This is a genomic window from Phenylobacterium soli, assembly GCF_003254475.1.
Lineage (GTDB): Bacteria > Pseudomonadota > Alphaproteobacteria > Caulobacterales > Caulobacteraceae > Phenylobacterium > Phenylobacterium soli.
Genome location: NZ_QFYQ01000001.1, coordinates 437,092 through 453,261 on the forward strand (window position 1 = coordinate 437,092; position 16,170 = coordinate 453,261).

The window sequence follows — 16,170 nt, forward strand, 5'->3', positions numbered from 1 at the left end:
GTCCGGCGCGGCGGAGCGGTCAACGCTGACGCGGGGTGAGGATCGCGCTACTCCGCCGCCTCGCTGCGAGCCGCCTGGCGCTCGCGCCACTCGTCCATCTGGATCTTGCGCCAGCGGGCGCGCAACGCGGCCGGGCGGTCAGGGTAGCGCTCGTCCAGGAACTCGGCGACGGACACCCGGTCGGTGCGGAAGCTGCGGAAATCCCGGCGCAGCTCGCACCAGGTCATCAGGAGACGCACGGCCTCGTGGTAGCCGAGGGCGAAGGGCCAGACGACGCGCTCGGTCTCGCGCTCCTGCTCGTCGCGATAGACGAGGCGGATCTTGCGCCCTTCGTGGATGGCGCGGCGGGCGGCCGCCATGTCGAGGCGGTCCGGCAGGGCGCGGTGGTTCGGCGCGGCGCGGGTGGCGGGCTCCAGCACCATGGGCCTCAGGCGCTCGGGCACCGTGGCCCCGATCTTGGCGATCAGGTCGAGGGCGGCGCGGGCGAGTTCGGGATCGCCGCGGCTGGCCACCCACTGCGCGCCGAGCACGGCGGCCTCCACCTCGTCGGGCGTCAGCATCAGCGGCGGCAGGTCGAAGCCGTTCTCCAGCACATAGCCGATGCCGGCCTCGCCGCGGATCGGCACCCGCTGGGCCGAGAGGTCGGCGATGTCGCGATAGACCGTGCGCTTGGATGTCTCGAGCTCGGCGGCGATGACGTCGGCGGTCACCGGCCCGCGGTGGCGGCGCAGGATCTGGATGATCTGGAAGAGGCGGTCCGCGCGCCGCATGGCTACACCCGGCTCCCCTTGCCAAGCTGCTGACAGAAGGCTGGCAACAGACCCCGCGTAACCCTGTCGTGTCAACGATGGAGAGCGCGCGATGATCACCCTTTACGGCGTGGGCGAAGGCTTCGGCCTGCCGGAGATCAGTCCCTATGTGACCAAGACCGAGGTGCAGCTGAAGATGGCCGCCCTGCCCTATCGCAAGCTGAAGGGCGATCGTGCGGACTCGCCCAAGGGCCAGTTGCCGTTCATCGACGCCGGCGACCAGCGGATCGCCGACTCCACCTTTATCCGAGGGTTCCTCGAGCGCACCTATGGCCTGGATTTCGACGAGGGGCTGGACTGCGCCCAGCGCGGCCAGGCCTGGGCCATCGAGCGGATGTGCGAGAACCACCTCGCCTGGACCGGCGTCCACGCCCGCTGGCTGATCGCCGACAACTTCCGCAAAGGCCCCGCCCATTTCTTCGACGACGTGCCCGAGGCCGTCCGCGAGGCGGTGCGGCGCGACGTGCAGGAAGCGGTGCGCGGCAACGTCTTCGCCGTCGGCATCGGCCGCCATTCCGAGGCCGAGATCGTCGCCCTGGGCATGCGCTCGCTGGCGGCCCTGTCGGCCGTGCTCGGCGCCAAGCCCTACCTGATGGGCGAGCGGCCCTGCGGGGCGGACGCCACGGTGTTCGCGGTCCTCGCCTTCATCCTGACGCCTTACTTCGAAAGCGAGCTGCGCCGGCAGGCCGAGCAGTTCGAGAACCTCACCGCCTATGTCGATCGCATGATGGCCGAGTTCTACCCGGAGTTCGCCTGGCGGGCGCAGGGCGCCGAGGCGGTCGCCGCCTGACGAGATCCGGCAAGCTGCGCGGTTAACCAATCGGTGGGGAACGCACTCTAGCCTCCCTCAGCAAGAAACAGGCCAGTGGCCTGCGGCATCGGCCAACAGTGACGGCCAGAGTTACGGCCAGAGTTACGGCCAGAGGGGGCTTCCTTGGCGCTCAGTGCGCGGCTCGAGATTCGGCAGGGACAGGGGCTGGTCATCACGCCCCAGCTGCAGCAGGCCATTAAGCTGCTGCAGCTGTCGAACCTCGAGCTCGAGGCGTTCGTCGAGGCCGAGCTGGAGCGCAACCCGCTGTTGCAGCGCGAGGACGGCGAACCGGAAGGGGTCGAATCCCTCGACGCGCAGCGCGACGAAGCGGCGGCCGAGGCCGGGGACGCCGGCCACGACGCAGGCGATGCGGGTCACGACCTCGACGTCACCCCCGACGAATCCAGCCCCGGCGAGCGGGCCACGGGCGATGCCGCCGACGCGTCGGCGGCGGCCGACGCCGGCGGTTCGGTGGACTGGTCCAAGGCCGGCAAGGGCGGCTTCGACGGCGACCTCGAGGGGCTGGGCGACAGCCTGACCCGCGAGAAGACCCTGCACGAGCACCTGCACGACCAGCTGGCGGTCTCCGGCCTCACGCCGGCCGAGTGCGCCGTGGCCACCGTGCTGATCGATGCGGTGGACGAGGGCGGCTACCTGCGCCTGGACCTCGAGGAGACCGCCGAGCGCCTCGGCTGCGAGCTGGCGCTGGTCGAACAGGTGCTGGGCGTCATCCACGGCTTTGAGCCGACCGGGGTGGGCGCGCGCGACCTCGGCGAATGCCTGATGCTGCAGCTGAAGGACCGCAACCGCTACGATCCGGCCATGGCGGCCCTGCTCGACAACCTGCAGCTCCTGGCGCGGCGCGACATGGCGGCGCTGAAGCGGGCCTGCGGCGTCGATGACGAGGACCTGCGCGAGATGGTCGCCGAGCTGAAGGGCCTGACGCCCCGGCCGGGGGCGGCCTTCGGCGGCGAGGCGGCCCAGCCGGTGGCGCCGGACGTCTTCGTCAAGGAAGGCCCCGGCGGGCTGTGGCACGTGGAGCTCAACTCCGACACCCTGCCCAAGCTGCTGGTCGACCAGCGCTACCACGCCCAGGTCTCCAAGGCGGCGCGCTCGGACCAGGAGAAGGCCTTCGTGGCCGACTGCATGGCCCAGGCCAACTGGCTGGTGAAGAGCCTCGACCAGCGAGCCCGCACGATCCTGAAGGTCGCCTCCGAGATCGTCCGCCAGCAGGACGCCTTCCTGGCGTTCGGGGTGGAGCACCTGCGGCCGCTGAACCTGAAGACCGTGGCCGAGGCGATCGGCATGCACGAGTCGACGGTCAGCCGCGTCACCTCGAACAAGTACATCGCCACCCCGCGGGGCCTGTTCGAACTGAAGTTCTTCTTCACCTCGGCGATCCAGGCGACCGAAGGCGGCGAGGCCCACTCGGCCGAGAGCGTGCGCCACAAGATCCGCCAGCTGATCGAGGCCGAGGCGAAGGAAGAGGACGTCCACTCCGACGACCGGATCGTCGAGATCCTCAAGGAAGCCGGCGTCGACATCGCCCGGCGCACCGTGGCCAAGTACCGCGAGGCCATGCGCATCCCCTCGTCGGTGGAGCGCCGGCGCATGCTGAAGGCGGCGGTCTGACGCAGCAAAATCTGCGGCCTGCAACCTCCAGGGTCTTGGTTCCAACACGCGGCGTGGCCAGATGATGGGGCGAATGCCCAAAGCCCCTGACCATCGACCGTTGTCCGAGGTCCTCCGCGAGGTGGCCGACGAAGAGCGCGTCTCCGTCGGCGAGCTGATCGACCGGTTCGGCGGCCGCGCCCTGGGCGCCCTTCTGCTGATCTTCGGCCTGGCCTGCACCCTGCCCCTGCCGCCCGGCGGCACCACCGTGTTCGGCCTGCCGCTGGTGCTGCTGGGGCCGCAACTGCTGTTCGGCGCGCGCGCGCCGTGGATCCCGCAGGGCCTGCGCGGCCGCGACGTGCCCACCGCCGACCTGAAGAAGGGCCTGCCGCGGGTGCTGCCCTGGTTGGAACGGGCCGAGGCAGTGTCGAAGCCGCGGCTGCACTTCCTGTTCGGGTCCTGGGGCCAGCGGCTGATCGGCCTCATCTGTTCGGTGCTGGCGATCGTGCTGATCCTGCCGATCCCGCTCGGCAACCTGCTGCCCGGGGCGGCGGTCAGCGTCCTCGCCCTGGCGCTCGTCCAGCGCGACGGCGCCCTGGCCCTGGTGGGCTACGCCCTGACGGCGGCCAGCGCCGGCGTCCTGGTGCTGGCGGCGGGCCTGATCGCCCGCGGGCTGGGCCAGGTTCTCGGAGCCATCACCGCCGCCTGAACGCGGCGATCCGGGGCGTCTCGCACGCGATCGTCATGGCCTTGACACCTTCCGGGGCCGGGCGCGTTGATCGCATATGCAAGTCCAAGTCACCGGCAAGCACGTCGACGTCGGCGAGGCCCTGCGTGCGCGGGTCTCCGACGAACTCGCCAATCGCATCGAGAAGTACTTCGACCGCGGAGGCGGCGCGGACGTCGTGGTCACCCGAGAAGGCGCCGCCTTCAAGGTGGACTGCGCCGTCACCCTGGCCTCGGGCGCCCAGATGACCACTCACGGCGTCGGCGGCGACGCCCACATGGCCTTCGACGCCGCCCTGGAGAAGATGGAGAAGCGGGTCCGCCGCTACAGCCGGCGCCTCAAGGATCATCACCTCCAGGCCCAGGCCAAACAGGCCGAGACCGCCGCCTATTTCGTGCTCCAGCCCACCGAGGAGGAGGACGAGGCCTTCGAGGAGGAGGCGGAGCTGAGCTTCCCCGAGCCGGTGGTCATCGCCGAGACGGAGCGCCCGGTCCGCACCATGACCGTGGCCATGGCGGTGATGGAACTGGACCTGACCGAATCTCAAACAATCGTGTTCAGGAACGCCGCTCACGGCGGATTGTCCGTGGTATATCGCCGCGCGGACGGGAATATCGGCTGGATAGACCCCGATCGCAGCCCAGGCGCCAACGACAGCGCGAACGGCGGCGGCCAACGGGGAGTCAAAGGGGATGGGGCGGACGGAACTCCTTCGGCGCACTAGACGCTAGTGAGGGTCCGTTCTAAAGGAGCCGCCCCGCAGGGGCGGGCCTGTGACTTTGTGAGCGTTCAGAGACAGATGAACATCGGCGACCTCCTCGATCGCAGCGCGATCGCCTTGCGCGTGAGCGCCGCCAACAAGCGCCAAGCCCTAGCCGTCATCTCGGAAATCGCCGCCCGCAGCTTCGGGCTGGACGGCGGCGAGGTGCTGGACGCCCTGGCCGAGCGCGAGACCGCCGGCTCCACCGGCGTCGGCCACGGCGTCGCCGTGCCGCACGCCCGGCTGGAAGGCCTGGAGCGGATGCGCGGCGTCTTCGTGCGCCTGGAGCAGCCGGTGACGTTCGACGCGGTGGACGACCAGCCGGTCGACCTGCTGTTCGCCCTCTTCGCCCCGAAGGACGCCGGGGCCGAGCACCTGCGGGCGCTGGCCCGGGTGTCGCGCCTGCTGCGTCAGGGCGAGGTGCGCGAGCGCCTGCGACAAGCCCGCGGCGCCGACGCCATCCACGCCATCCTGGTGCAGGACGGCGACACGGTCCGCACCAGCGCGGCCTGACACCTCAATCGAAAACCACGGACCGCACGGATGGCGCGGACGGTGTCGTCCGTAGGGTCCGTGAAATCCGTGGTTGGAAGTTCGTGCCTCCACGCCGCCCTCCCCCTGAGGCGGGAGAAGGAGGGCGGCGCTTGGCGATGCTCAGTGCACCGAGACCGGGGCCAGCTCGTGGGCGAGGGCGGCCGCGACCGCGGAGTCGCGGTCGGTGAGGACGGCGAGGCGCTCGCCGTCGGCGCGGTGCACCGCGTAAAGGGTCTGGTCGGGATCTAGCTCGATCCCCTGGATCTGGGCCGATGGCACGCTGGCGATGATTTCCGCGGCTTTCACGGGCCTCACATAGACCAGCTGCGGCGCGCCCAGCGCGGCAAAGGCTTCAGTCGACAGTACAGGTGTCATCATGACCACCTCCGAGAACTCAACGCGTCGGACGGTCGCCGGTTCAGCCAACCATCCTATGCACTCGACGCCGGACCATCCGGCCGTCACTACTTACCTTTCGGCCTCGCTCAACTGATCGGCTCAACCGGCGCTGCGGATCGGAACCTTGACGATCCGCTTTTCCGGCTCCGGCCGGGCGAGGTCGATGTGGAGTAGGCCGTGCTCCAGGGTCGCGCCTTCCACCACCATGCCGTCGGCCAGGACGAAGGTCCGAAGGAACCCCCGCGAGGCGATACCACGATGCAGGTAGGCCTCTTCCGGTTTGGCGCCCGCCTCCCGCCGGCCGGCGACCACCAGCTGGCGGTCCTCGACGGTCACCTCGAGCTGGTCGGGCGAGAAGCCCGCCACGGCCAGGGTGATGCGGATCCCGTCGTCGCCGCGGTCTTCCACATTGTAGGGCGGATAGCTTTCGGCGGCGGCCTTGGCGGCGCGTTCGGCCAGGGCGCGGGTGTGTTCGAAGCCCAGCAGAAATGGGCTGTCGAAGAGGATCGAGCGATTCATTCCCATCAGAGTCCTTGCCTGAAGCGACTCTCCGGACGGGCCGCCCGGTAGCGGCGCGGCTCATCCGGACAAGCTCTATGTGGGACGTCGGAAGGGCCTTTTCAACGCAAGGGGCCAGGACCCGCCGCGCCCGCCTCTTGACGCCGGGACCTTAACGCAGGTTGGTTGGCCGCGCGCCCAGGGTGTGGGCGCAAGTCCAGGATGTTTCACGTGCGCTCCCTGCTTCGCCTGTTCGACAGGCCCCGCCCCGCCCGATCCGCGCAGGAGCCGGCCGTCGGCCTGACCGCCGGGTCCTCGGCCGAAAGCCAGCCGACTTCGGGCCTGCTGACGGTGGAGCTGGCCGCCAAGGCGGCCGCGCCGACCACGGCGACGCTGCGGGTCTTCGTGGGCGCGGCGGCGACGCCCGCCTTCGAGAAGCCGCTGAGCTTCGGGCCGCAGGAGCTGCGCACCTGGGTGGCGATCCACGGCCACCTGGTCGCCAACGGACCGCTGGCGGTGCGGCTGGAGCTGGCCGACGCCGCCGGCGCGGTGCTGGCCCAGACCCGGCTGACCCTGAAGGTGCGCAACGAGGGCGAGCTCGCCGAGATCACCCGCCGGAGCCTGACGTCGCGCGGCGTCGCCCTGGTGGTGGATGAGCTGGACGCGCGGCTCTACGACTACGCCGACGACAGCCTCGCCGCCTGGTACGACCGCTCGCCCGAGGCGATCGAGGCGCACCTGAAGATGCTCGGCGACACGGGCCAGGCGAGCCCCGAGGAGGTCGAGGCCCTGCGCCAGTTCACGCGCGACGGCTTCATGGTCGTCCCCGGCGTCGTGGACGAGGACCTGCTGAGCCGGCTCAACGCGGCGCTCGACGACGCGGTGGCCAAGAAGGTCGAGGGCTACGAGTGGGGGGTCAGCCAGCGGCTGCACAACCTGCACCTCCAGTACCCGGCGATCCGCGAGCTCTGGCTGCACGCCAAGGTCATCAGGATGCTGCGCCTGATCTTCGGCGCGGCGGGCCGGCCCTGCCAGTCGCTCACCTATGTGTTCGGCTCCCAGCAGGAGCACCATCAGGACACCATCCACCTGACCTCGTTCCCGGCCGGCCGGATGTGCGGGGTATGGACGGCGCTGGAAGACGTGCAGCCGGACTCCGGCGAGCTGGTGGTCTTCCCCGGCAGCCATCGCCTGCCGCGCGTCTATATGAAGGACGCCGGCATCCCCAAGGTCGGCGAGGACTGGAGCCAGTTCGGCGAGACCGTGACGCCGCTCTGGACTCGCCTGCTCGACAACAAGTTCCGCCGCGAGGTCTACCGGCCCAAGGCCGGCACGGTGCTGATCTGGCACGAGAACCTGATGCACGCCGGCTCGATGCGGCTCGACATGTCGAAGTCGCGGCGCTCGATCGTCGGCCACTATTTCGCGGAAGGCGCGGTGGTCTACTACGACTCGAGCGGCATGCCGGGCGTGCTGTACGAGGGCGAGCTGCCGGCCTGAGACGGGCCAAAGACGGGCCAAAGACGGGCCAGAGACCGGCCTGGGCTAAGCGCGCCGCTCGGCGAAGGCCCAGAGTTTGGAGGCCGTGAACGACAGCGCCGGGATCACCACCACGACGACCCCAAGGGCGGCGACGAAGGGCCACTTCAGCACCTCGGCGAAGAGGTGGGTGACGCCGAGGTTGGCGGCGAAACCGATCAGCGACACCACGAGGAAGCGGACGAACTGGGCCCCGTCGAGCGCCGGCCGTCCGAAGGTGAAGCGCGCGTTGCCGAGGTAGGAGATCCCCACCGAGCACAGGTAGCCGACGGTGGTTGCGGCGGTGGGCGCCAGGTGCCCGAGCTCGCGAGCGGCCAGGGAGGCGGCGGCGTGGACCGCCGTGGCGGCGAGGCCGACCACGAGGAAGGTCCCGCCCTGGCGGACGGTGGCGGCGTCGGCCCGCAGGCTCATTCGGCGGGACGCTGCAGCGGGCGCTGGGCGATCAGCAGGATGGAGACGCCGAACGGCAGGTCGGCGGCGGCCAGCAGGCCGCGCTCGGCGCCGAACACGGTCTTCAGGAGGGCGTTCACCGGCGCGCCCGGCATGCCCTCGTCGCCGCCGGTGCGGCCCATGGCGTTCTTGGCCAGCCGCACCGCGGCGATCGGCGGGAACAGCAGGGTGTTGAAGTGGCTGGCGCGCAGCACTTTCAGCCCCGCCTGCTCGAACAGGCGGCGGTAGGCGGGCAGCTTGTAGCGGCGCTGGTGGTGGTGGGCGGCGTCGTGGTCGCTCCACATCCAGGGGCAGGCCGGGACGGTGGTGACCATGTAGCCGCCCGGCTTGAGGTATTCGCCGAGCCGGGCGACCGCGCCGGCGTCGTCGGGCACGTGCTCGATGACGTCGAAGCAGGCGACGAGGTCGAAGGCCTTGCCGAAATCAGGCGCCGACTGGGGCAGGAAGCCGCCGCGGACGTCGACCCCGAAGGTCTCGGCGGCATAGGCGCGGCTCTCGTCGTCCGGCTCGATGGCCACCACCTCGCCGAACCGCTTGAGCATCTCGAGGTTGCCGCCCGGGCCGCAGCCGGCCTCGAGGATCTGCGCCGGACGGGGCAGCGGCAGGCGGCCGATCTGGCCGGCGAGGATCTCGCGGCGGGCGGCGAACCACCAGTGGTCCCGCTGCAGGACCCGCATCTGATCGTAGACGGCGCGTTCCATCAGGAGTCGAAGCCGATGCGGTCCTTGACCAGGTAGGTGGGGCGGCCCTTCACCTCCTGGTACATGCGGCCGAGGTACTCGCCCATGACGCCGAGCGCGATCATCTGCAGGGCGAAGCCGAACAACAGGACGACCATCAGCGAGGCGTAGCCGGGCACGTCGCGCCCGACCACCAGCACGCGGACGATGAGGCCGAGGCCGGTGATCACCGCCAGCACGGCCGAACCGATGCCGACCAGGGTCCAGATGCGCAGCGGCAGGGTGGTGAAGGCGGTCAGGCCGTCGACGGCGAAACGCATCAGCTTGCGATAGCCCCAGGCCGTCTCGCCGGCCATGCGCGCCGGGCGCACGTAGGGCACGCCGACCTGGCGGAAGCCGACCCAGGCGAACAGGCCCTTCATGAAGCGATTGCGCTCGGGCAGGCGCATCAGCGCCTCGACCACCCGTCGGTCCATCAGCCGGAAGTCGCCGGTGGAGGCCGGGATCGGATAGTCCGAGAGCATGTTGAACACACGGTAGAACAGGTTGGCGGTGGTCCGCTTCAGCACTGTGTCGCTGGTCCGGTCGCTGCGCACGCCATAGACCACGTCGTAGCCCTGCTCCCACAGCGCCACGAACTCGGCGATCAGCTCCGGCGGGTCCTGCAGGTCGGCGTCGAGCGGCACGACCATGTCGCCGGTCGCGGCCTCGAGGCCCGCCGTGAGGGCCGCCTCCTTGCCGAAGTTGCGGCTGAGGGCGACGGCGCGGATGCGCTTGTCGGCCTTGGCCTTGGCGCGGAGGAGGTCGAGCGTGTTGTCGCGGCTGCCGTCGTCGACGCAGACGATCTCGAGATCGATCCTGAGCTTGCCCACGGTGGCCTCGAGCCGCTCGAACAGAGCGTCGAACACCGGCGCCTCGTTGTGCATCGGCACCACCAGCGACAGCCGCTTGCCACGGCTGGAGCGCACGGCGACCGGCGCCGCGGCGGGTGCGGCTTGGGCGGCGGCCTTGGTGGTGGTGGCGGTCATGAGGTCCGGCAGGATGGGGGCGAAGTCTTAGGGATTGCTATAGCCGCTCGGAAGCGCGGCCGTCAGAGGGTCAAGTGGCCGAGCGGGCAGAGGGTCTTGCCGTCCGGCATCAGGGCCCAGCCATCCACCTCGCCGCGGGTCTTGGCGGTGTAGCCCAGCCAGCCGGTCAGGTGCGAGGTGACATCCTTGCGCACCGCGGTGACGTCGGTGCGCTCCGCCCCCGTCTCCCCGGCCCCGACGATGGTCCCGCGCTCGTCGGAGAGCAGCATGTGCTGGAGCGGCTTCCTGGCCGCCGGATCCCAGGCCCAGCCGAGGACCCGCACGCCGGGCGCCTCGCCACCGTAGCGCTGGGTCACGAGGTCGGTGTTGCCGACGCAGGCGCCGTCGCGCTTGGGAAACAGCCGGTCGAGCTTCTCGCCGACATAGGGCTTGGCCCAGGCGACGGTGTCGGGAAGGGATTCCTTGCTGAGGCTGGCCTCGGCCTCGGCGCGCTTGGCGGCGGCCGCGGCGTCGCGCGGCCCCGGCGGCGGCTGGCCTTCGGCCGGGACCGGCGGGCGCGGCTTGGCCTCGTCGCACGCGGCGAGCGCAAGGCCGGCCAGACTCAGGAGCAGCAGGGTTCCGGAGAGGGCGCCGGACGACACCACGCCGGACAAGGCGAAGGCCCGCCGGGGTGTCCGGCGGGCCTCCATGGTGGAGCTAAGCGGAGTCGAACCGCTGACCTCTTGAATGCCATTCAAGCGCTCTACCAACTGAGCTATAGCCCCGAGGTCATCTCTCGGCAGGGGTTGGTCCCGCGAGAGGCGCGGAACCTATTCAGACAGATCGACAAGATCAAGAGCGGCCGGAGACGATTTTTGTCGCGGCCCCGGCCAGCCCCTGATTTTCGACCCTATTCCTCGTCGCCGTCGGGCAGGCCCTCGATCTCGGAATCGTCGAAATCGTCGTCGTCTTCCTCGAGGAACGGCACGTCGTCGGCGTCTTCCACGTCCTCGTCGTCAGCGAATTCGCCGAGGTCCTCGGAGACCGCCGGCGCAGGCTCGGCGTCGTCCTCGTCGTCGTCGCCGCCCAGCGGCGGCTCGTCGACGACTTCGTCGAGCTCGGGCGCGCCGACGTCCTCTTCTTCGTCCTCGTCGCTTTCGGCGCCGCCCTTGACCTGATCGTCACGATCCTCGTCGGGCTCGGGCTCGGGCGTCGCCACGCGGGCGCGGACCCGCCGATTGCGGATCGCCTCGTCAGGGTCGAACTCGTTGCCGCACTTGGGGCAATGGGCCGGCCGCTTGTTGAGGTCGTAGAACTTAGCTTGGCAGTTGGGGCAGATCTGTTTGGCGCCCAGCTCGGGAGTGGCCAATGTCGCGTGCCTCTGAGGTCTCGGATGTCGCGGAAGCCGGCTCCCTTGCCATGAGGGAGGGCGGCTGTCAAAAGCAATCCCCCTCGTGAAATCCCAAGGCCTCGGGAGGCTCGTTTTCAACCGATGACGGCGGCGCAATTGACCGCCAGGCGCGGCGGACCGCTCAAGGGGCGCGTCCGGGCTCCGGGGGACAAGTCCATCTCCCATCGCGCCCTGATCCTGGGTGCGCTGGCCACTGGCGAGACCAAGATCGAAGGCCTTCTGGAAGGCGAGGACGTGAAGCGCACGGCCGCGGCCATGGCCGCCTTCGGCGCCGAGGTCGAGCGCCTGGGCGAAGGCGCCTGGCGCGTGCGAGGCCACGGCGGCCTGGCCGAGCCGAAGGACGTGGTCGACTGCGGCAACTCGGGCACCGGGGTGCGCCTGATCATGGGCGCGGCGGCGGGCTACGACCTGGCGGCCACCTTCACGGGCGACGAGTCGCTGCGCGGCCGGCCCATGCGCCGGGTGCTCAAGCCGCTCGGCGAGATGGGCGCGAGCTGGACGGCCCGCTCCAACGAACGCCTGCCCCTGACGCTGAAGGGCGGCGGGCTGAAGCGCATCGCCTACCGCCTGCCCGAACCGTCCGCGCAGGTGAAGTCGGCGGTGCTGCTGGCCGGATTGAACGCCGCCGGCGGAGCCGAGGTGATCGAACCCGAGGCCACGCGCGACCACACCGAGCGCATGCTCCGGGCCTTCGGCGTGAACGTCGAGGTGAAGGACGCCGACGACGAGCGCCGCATCGTCGTGCCGGGCGGCCAGGCCCTGACCGGGACATTCGTGCGCGTGCCGGGAGATCCCTCCTCGGCCGCCTTCCCGCTGGTGGCGGCCCTGATCACCCCGGGCTCGGAGGTGACGGTGGAAGGCGTCCTGCTCAATCCGCTGCGCACCGGCCTCTTCGAGACCCTGCGCGAGATGGGCGCCGACCTGACTTATTCAAACGTGCGCGAGGAGAGCGGCGAGCAGGTGGGCGACATCACCGCCCGCCACTCGGCCCTGACCGGCGTCGTGGTGCCGCCCGGGCGGGCGCCCTCGATGATCGACGAATATCCGATCCTCGGCGTCGCGGCGGCCTTCGCCGAGGGGCCGACGGTGATGCGGGGCCTCGCCGAGCTGCGCGTCAAGGAGAGCGACCGCATCGCCCTGATGGCCCGCGGCCTGGAAGCCTGCGGCGTCGCCGTCGAGGAGGAGCCGGAGGGGCTGACGGTGGTCGGGGCGGTGCGCGCCAACCATGGCGTCGCCGGCGGGGCGGCGGTGACCACCCACGGCGATCACCGGATCGCCATGAGCCACCTGGTGCTGGGCCTCGCCAGCGGGGAGGCCGTCAGCGTCGACCAGCCGGGCATGATCGCCACCAGCTTCCCGGGGTTCGTCGAGCTGATGCGCAGCCTGGGCGGCGAGATCGCCGCGGTATGACCGGCGCCTTCGTCATCGCGGTGGACGGGCCGGCGGCGTCGGGCAAGGGGACGATCGCGACGCGGCTGGGCGAGGCCTACGGCCTGCCGGTGCTGGACACCGGCCTGCTCTATCGGGCGGTCGGGGTGCTGGCGAAGCGGGCGGGCGAGGACCTCGACGACGAGACGGCCTGCGCGGCCGCGGCGGTGACGCTGACGGCCGATCAGCTCGGCGACCCGGCGCTGCGGACCCGCGAGGCCGGCGAGCTGGCCAGCCGCGTGGCGGTGCATCCGCGGGTGCGCGACGCCCTGCTGGACTTCCAGCGGACCTTCGCAGGCCAGGAGGCCGGCGCGATCCTGGACGGACGCGACATCGGCACGGTGATCTGGCCGCAGGCGCCGGCCAAGCTCTATGTCACCGCGACGCCGGAGGTGCGCGCCGAGCGCCGCTGGAAGCAGCTCCAGGGCCAGGGCGAGGCCGTGACCTACGAGGACATCCTGGCCGACATCCGCCGGCGCGACGCCCGCGACGGCGGCCGCGGCGCCGCCCCGATGCGCCCGGCCGAGGACGCGGTGTTGCTCGACACCTCCGAAATGACTATAGAGCAGGCCGCCGATGCGGCCCGCCGCATCGTCGAGGCGGCGCGCGCCCGTTGGGACGCTTCCTGAAGGAAGCCTTCCCGACCGAGCAAATCCAACCGCGCCTAGCCTCTGGACGGCCGCGGGCGATCAAATCTCTCAACCCGGCGCCTGGACTCCGACTGCGATCGCAGCGGGGCCATACGCCATTCGAAGACGAAAGTGACTCATGGCTGACGATCTAAGCCTCAACCCCACGCGCGACGACTTCTCCGCGCTGCTCGACGAGTCCCTCGGCGGGCGTGATCTGATGGAAGGCCAAGTGGTCCACGGCAAGGTCGTGGCCATCGAGAAGGACTTCGCCATCGTCGACGTCGGTCTGAAGACCGAAGGCCGCGTGCCGCTGAAGGAATTCGGCCCGGGCGAGGACGGCAAGGCCCCGCTGAAGCCCGGCGACACCGTCGAGGTGTTCCTGGAGCGCGTCGAGAACGCCATGGGCGAAGCGGTGATCAGCCGCGAAAAGGCGCGCCGCGAGGAAGCCTGGACGCGTCTGGAGGCCGTCTACGAGCAGAACCAACCGGTGAACGGCGTGATCGTCGGCCGCGTGAAGGGCGGCTTCACCGTCGACCTGGGCGGCGCCTCGGCGTTCCTGCCCGGCTCGCAGGTGGACATCCGTCCGGTGCGCGACGTCGGCCCGCTGATGGGCCGCGAGCAGCCGTTCGCGATCCTGAAGATGGACCGCCCGCGCGGCAACATCGTGGTCTCGCGCCGCGCCATCCTCGAGGAAGCCCGCGCCGAGCAGCGCACCGAGCTGGTCAGCCAGCTGCAGGAAGGCGAAGTCCGCGAAGGCGTGGTCAAGAACATCACCGACTACGGTGCGTTCGTTGACCTGGGCGGCATCGACGGCCTGCTGCACGTCACCGACATGAGCTGGAAGCGCGTCTCGCACCCGAGCCAGGTCCTGGCGGTGGGCGACACGGTCAAGGTGCAGATCGTCAAGATCAACCCCGAGACCCAGCGCATCTCGCTCGGCATGAAGCAGCTGCAGTCGGACCCGTGGGACGGCGTCGAGGCCAAGTACCCGGTGGGCGCCAAGTTCAAGGGCCGCATCACCAACATCACCGACTACGGCGCCTTCGTGGAGCTGGAAGCCGGCGTGGAGGGCCTGGTGCACGTCTCGGAAATGTCCTGGACGAAGAAGAACGTGCACCCTGGCAAGATCGTCTCCACCTCGCAGGAAGTGGAAGTCGTCGTGCTGGACGTGGACGCCTCCAAGCGCCGCATCTCGCTGGGCCTGAAGCAGGCCATGGCCAACCCGTGGGAGGCCTTCCTGGAGGCTCACCCGATCGGTTCGACCGTGGAAGGCGAGGTCAAGAACGCCACCGAGTTCGGCCTGTTCATCGGCCTCGACAGCGACATCGACGGCATGGTGCACCTGTCGGACCTCGACTGGACCGTGTCCGGCGAGGAAGCCATCGCCCGCTACAACAAGGGTGACATGGTGAAGGCCCGCGTTCTCGACGTCGACGTCGAGAAGGAGCGGATCTCGCTCGGCATCAAGCAACTGGCCGGCGACCCGATGCAGGGCGACAGCTACCGCAAGGGCCAGACCGTCACCTGCACCGTCACCGAGATCACCTCGGGCGGCATCGAGGTGAAGTTCGGCGAGGACGACGCGCCGATGACGGCCTTCATCCGCAAGTCGGACCTGTCGCGCGACCGCGCCGACCAGCGCCCCGAGCGCTTCGCCGTGGGCGACCGCGTCGACGCTCAGATCACCAACGTGGACAAGGCCGCGCGCCGCGTCTCGCTGTCGATCAAGTCGCTGGAAATGGCCGAGGAGAAGGAAGCCATCGAGCAGTTCGGCTCGTCGGACTCCGGCGCCTCGCTGGGCGACATCCTGGGCGCGGCTCTCCGCGAGAAGGCCCAGAAGGAATAGGTTTCAGCTCCAAGCTGACGCCGAAGCGGCGGATCGGGCGACCGGTCCGCCGTTTTCTTTTGTGAATCCCGCCAGGATCAGCCAGGATTCGCCTCGGTTGAGCCGATCGCGGCCGGCGTGCGCCCCAGGGTTGCAATGCCACAGTTTCGAAAAGCTTGGCCGTAGCGGCGCATAACCCCGATTTGCGCCTTGAATACAAAGGCGGACTCTTCCATGGTCGCGCCGTTCAAGGGGTCCCGATGATCAAGTCCGAGCTGATCGCCAAGCTTGCCGAGGAAAACCCGCACCTGACCCAGCGCGACATCGAGCGCGTGGTTGGCGTGGTGCTGGAGCGCATGATCCAGGCCCTCGAGCAGGGCGGCCGGGTCGAGCTGCGCGGCTTCGGCGCGCTGTCGGTGCGCTCGCGCGACGCCCGGGCCGGGCGCAACCCCCGCACCGGCGAGCCGGTGTCGGTCCGCGCCAAGCACGTCCCCTTCTTCAAGAGCGGCAAGGAGCTGCGTGAGCGGCTCAACGCAACGGACGAGTAAGAGCCCATGGCCGTCACCCTGCCGGATCCCCTCAAAGCAGCGGAGAAGCGGGTGCCCATCCTGGGCGAGTTCCGCGAGTTCATCGCCCGCGGCAACGTCATCGACCTGGCCGTCGGTGTGATCATCGGCGCGGCCTTCAACGACATCGTCAAGGCGCTGGTGGATCAGGTGGTGATGCCGCCGATCGGCCTCCTGATGTCCGGCATCGACTTCTCCCACATGCAGTGGGTGCTGAAGCCAGACAATCCTCTGACCAAGGCGAACGAAGAGGTGGCGATCCAGTACGGCGCCTTCTTCAATACCCTGATCAAGTTCATGGTCGTCGCCTGGGTGGTCTTCCTGCTGGTCAAGCTGGTCAACACCATCCGCCGCCGCGAGGCCGCCAAGCCGGACTCCGAGAAGGCGCCGCCCACCCCGCAGGAAGCCCTGCTGATGGAGATCCGCGACCTCCTCAAGGCGCAGGCGCCCGAGACTCCGACCCGGCATTGACCCCTTCGATCC

At 70.0% G+C, this 16,170-nt stretch carries 19 protein-coding genes and 1 tRNA gene; 11 read left to right on the plus strand and 9 right to left on the minus strand.

Features of this window, described 5'->3' with window-relative positions:
* Positions 1 to 47: 47 nt before the first annotated feature.
* Positions 48 to 770, minus strand: a complete 723-nt coding sequence (locus DJ017_RS02190; protein WP_111527172.1) for a helix-turn-helix transcriptional regulator — start codon at positions 768 to 770, stop codon at positions 48 to 50.
* A 91-nt stretch (positions 771 to 861) separates the two neighbouring features.
* Here DJ017_RS02190 and DJ017_RS02195 point away from each other — a divergent pair, with 91 nt between their 5' ends.
* The 5 genes from DJ017_RS02195 (at position 862) to ptsN (ending at position 5,231) form a co-directional block, all read left to right on the plus strand.
* On the plus strand, positions 862 to 1,599 hold the full coding sequence (locus tag DJ017_RS02195; RefSeq protein ID WP_111527173.1) for a glutathione S-transferase family protein: 738 nt from the start codon (positions 862 to 864) through the stop codon (positions 1,597 to 1,599).
* A 144-nt stretch (positions 1,600 to 1,743) separates the two neighbouring features.
* Positions 1,744 to 3,252, plus strand: a complete 1,509-nt coding sequence (gene rpoN / locus DJ017_RS02200; RefSeq protein WP_111527174.1) for an RNA polymerase factor sigma-54 — start codon at positions 1,744 to 1,746, stop codon at positions 3,250 to 3,252.
* Between the two features lie 100 nt (positions 3,253 to 3,352).
* On the plus strand, positions 3,353 to 3,940 hold the full coding sequence (locus tag DJ017_RS02205; RefSeq protein ID WP_226999984.1) for an exopolysaccharide biosynthesis protein: 588 nt from the start codon (positions 3,353 to 3,355) through the stop codon (positions 3,938 to 3,940).
* Between the two features lie 76 nt (positions 3,941 to 4,016).
* Positions 4,017 to 4,682 (plus strand): ribosome hibernation-promoting factor, HPF/YfiA family, encoded by a 666-nt coding sequence (hpf, locus tag DJ017_RS02210; protein ID WP_111527176.1) that lies wholly within the window; start codon positions 4,017 to 4,019, stop codon positions 4,680 to 4,682.
* Between the two features lie 75 nt (positions 4,683 to 4,757).
* On the plus strand, positions 4,758 to 5,231 hold the full coding sequence (gene ptsN, locus DJ017_RS02215) for a PTS IIA-like nitrogen regulatory protein PtsN (protein ID WP_111527177.1): 474 nt from the start codon (positions 4,758 to 4,760) through the stop codon (positions 5,229 to 5,231).
* 141 nt (positions 5,232 to 5,372) lie between these two features.
* On the opposite strand, the gene DJ017_RS02220 is transcribed toward ptsN, so the two are convergent.
* Positions 5,373 to 5,627 (minus strand): DUF1150 family protein, encoded by a 255-nt coding sequence (locus DJ017_RS02220; RefSeq protein WP_227000191.1) that lies wholly within the window; start codon positions 5,625 to 5,627, stop codon positions 5,373 to 5,375.
* Positions 5,628 to 5,750: 123 nt separating this feature from the next.
* Positions 5,751 to 6,170 (minus strand): Hsp20 family protein, encoded by a 420-nt coding sequence (locus DJ017_RS02225; protein ID WP_111527179.1) that lies wholly within the window; start codon positions 6,168 to 6,170, stop codon positions 5,751 to 5,753.
* A 210-nt stretch (positions 6,171 to 6,380) separates the two neighbouring features.
* Between DJ017_RS02225 and DJ017_RS02230 the strand changes: the two genes are divergently transcribed.
* Complete coding sequence (locus DJ017_RS02230; RefSeq protein WP_165830502.1) at positions 6,381 to 7,649, plus strand: phytanoyl-CoA dioxygenase family protein; 1,269 nt, start codon at positions 6,381 to 6,383, stop codon at positions 7,647 to 7,649.
* A gap of 45 nt (positions 7,650 to 7,694) precedes the next feature.
* Here the strand turns inward: DJ017_RS02230 and DJ017_RS02235 are convergent, their stop codons facing one another.
* From DJ017_RS02235 to DJ017_RS02260, 6 genes are all read right to left on the minus strand, one after another.
* Entirely contained in the window at positions 7,695 to 8,099 is a 405-nt protein-coding gene (locus tag DJ017_RS02235) for a GtrA family protein (RefSeq protein ID WP_111527181.1), read from the minus strand.
* Complete coding sequence (locus tag DJ017_RS02240) at positions 8,096 to 8,839, minus strand: class I SAM-dependent methyltransferase (protein ID WP_111527182.1); 744 nt, start codon at positions 8,837 to 8,839, stop codon at positions 8,096 to 8,098. The genes DJ017_RS02235 and DJ017_RS02240 overlap by 4 nt, the downstream gene beginning before the upstream one ends.
* A complete protein-coding gene (locus tag DJ017_RS02245) occupies positions 8,839 to 9,846 on the minus strand; it encodes a glycosyltransferase family 2 protein (protein WP_111527183.1) in 1,008 nt (335 codons plus the stop codon). Before DJ017_RS02245 ends, DJ017_RS02240 begins: the two co-directional genes overlap by 1 nt.
* 62 nt (positions 9,847 to 9,908) lie before the next feature.
* Positions 9,909 to 10,535, minus strand: coding sequence for a hypothetical protein (locus DJ017_RS02250; protein WP_133255366.1), 627 nt, complete (start codon positions 10,533 to 10,535; stop codon positions 9,909 to 9,911).
* Positions 10,535 to 10,610 (minus strand) — tRNA-Ala (locus tag DJ017_RS02255). Before DJ017_RS02255 ends, DJ017_RS02250 begins: the two co-directional genes overlap by 1 nt.
* A gap of 125 nt (positions 10,611 to 10,735) precedes the next feature.
* Entirely contained in the window at positions 10,736 to 11,194 is a 459-nt protein-coding gene (locus tag DJ017_RS02260; protein ID WP_111527185.1) for a TIGR02300 family protein, read from the minus strand.
* 123 nt (positions 11,195 to 11,317) lie between these two features.
* On the opposite strand from DJ017_RS02260, the gene aroA reads away from it, so the two are divergent.
* The 5 genes from aroA to mscL all read left to right on the plus strand — a co-directional run bounded on the left by aroA (position 11,318) and on the right by mscL (position 16,158).
* Positions 11,318 to 12,646: a 3-phosphoshikimate 1-carboxyvinyltransferase gene (aroA, locus tag DJ017_RS02265; RefSeq protein WP_111527186.1), complete on the plus strand. Its 1,329-nt coding sequence runs from the start codon at positions 11,318 to 11,320 to the stop codon at positions 12,644 to 12,646.
* Positions 12,643 to 13,293 (plus strand): (d)CMP kinase, encoded by a 651-nt coding sequence (gene cmk / locus DJ017_RS02270; protein WP_111527187.1) that lies wholly within the window; start codon positions 12,643 to 12,645, stop codon positions 13,291 to 13,293. The genes aroA and cmk overlap by 4 nt, the downstream gene beginning before the upstream one ends.
* Positions 13,294 to 13,432: 139 nt before the next feature.
* Positions 13,433 to 15,142, plus strand: coding sequence for a 30S ribosomal protein S1 (gene rpsA, locus DJ017_RS02275; protein ID WP_111527188.1), 1,710 nt, complete (start codon positions 13,433 to 13,435; stop codon positions 15,140 to 15,142).
* A gap of 239 nt (positions 15,143 to 15,381) precedes the next feature.
* Complete coding sequence (locus DJ017_RS02280; protein ID WP_111527189.1) at positions 15,382 to 15,669, plus strand: integration host factor subunit beta; 288 nt, start codon at positions 15,382 to 15,384, stop codon at positions 15,667 to 15,669.
* A gap of 51 nt (positions 15,670 to 15,720) precedes the next feature.
* A complete protein-coding gene (gene mscL, locus DJ017_RS02285; RefSeq protein ID WP_111529930.1) occupies positions 15,721 to 16,158 on the plus strand; it encodes a large-conductance mechanosensitive channel protein MscL in 438 nt (145 codons plus the stop codon).
* Positions 16,159 to 16,170: the final 12 nt, after the last annotated feature.

Excerpts from the sequence above, each read along its gene's own strand:
- aroA (WP_111527186.1), top strand. The coding sequence starts at position 11,318 with ATGACGGCGGCGCAATTGACCGCCAGGCGCGGCGGACCGCTCAAGGGG.
- DJ017_RS02240 (WP_111527182.1), bottom strand. The coding sequence starts at position 8,839 with ATGGAACGCGCCGTCTACGATCAGATGCGGGTCCTGCAGCGGGACCAC.
- DJ017_RS02190 (WP_111527172.1), bottom strand. The coding sequence starts at position 770 with ATGCGGCGCGCGGACCGCCTCTTCCAGATCATCCAGATCCTGCGCCGC.
- DJ017_RS02195 (WP_111527173.1), top strand. The coding sequence starts at position 862 with ATGATCACCCTTTACGGCGTGGGCGAAGGCTTCGGCCTGCCGGAGATC.
- DJ017_RS02220 (WP_227000191.1), bottom strand. The coding sequence starts at position 5,627 with ATGACACCTGTACTGTCGACTGAAGCCTTTGCCGCGCTGGGCGCGCCG.
- DJ017_RS02235 (WP_111527181.1), bottom strand. The coding sequence starts at position 8,099 with ATGAGCCTGCGGGCCGACGCCGCCACCGTCCGCCAGGGCGGGACCTTC.
- DJ017_RS02245 (WP_111527183.1), bottom strand. The coding sequence starts at position 9,846 with ATGACCGCCACCACCACCAAGGCCGCCGCCCAAGCCGCACCCGCCGCG.
- DJ017_RS02250 (WP_133255366.1), bottom strand. The coding sequence starts at position 10,535 with ATGGAGGCCCGCCGGACACCCCGGCGGGCCTTCGCCTTGTCCGGCGTG.
- cmk (WP_111527187.1), top strand. The coding sequence starts at position 12,643 with ATGACCGGCGCCTTCGTCATCGCGGTGGACGGGCCGGCGGCGTCGGGC.
- ptsN (WP_111527177.1), top strand. The coding sequence starts at position 4,758 with ATGAACATCGGCGACCTCCTCGATCGCAGCGCGATCGCCTTGCGCGTG.
- DJ017_RS02280 (WP_111527189.1), top strand. The coding sequence starts at position 15,382 with ATGATCAAGTCCGAGCTGATCGCCAAGCTTGCCGAGGAAAACCCGCAC.
- hpf (WP_111527176.1), top strand. The coding sequence starts at position 4,017 with ATGCAAGTCCAAGTCACCGGCAAGCACGTCGACGTCGGCGAGGCCCTG.
- rpsA (WP_111527188.1), top strand. The coding sequence starts at position 13,433 with ATGGCTGACGATCTAAGCCTCAACCCCACGCGCGACGACTTCTCCGCG.
- DJ017_RS02225 (WP_111527179.1), bottom strand. The coding sequence starts at position 6,170 with ATGAATCGCTCGATCCTCTTCGACAGCCCATTTCTGCTGGGCTTCGAA.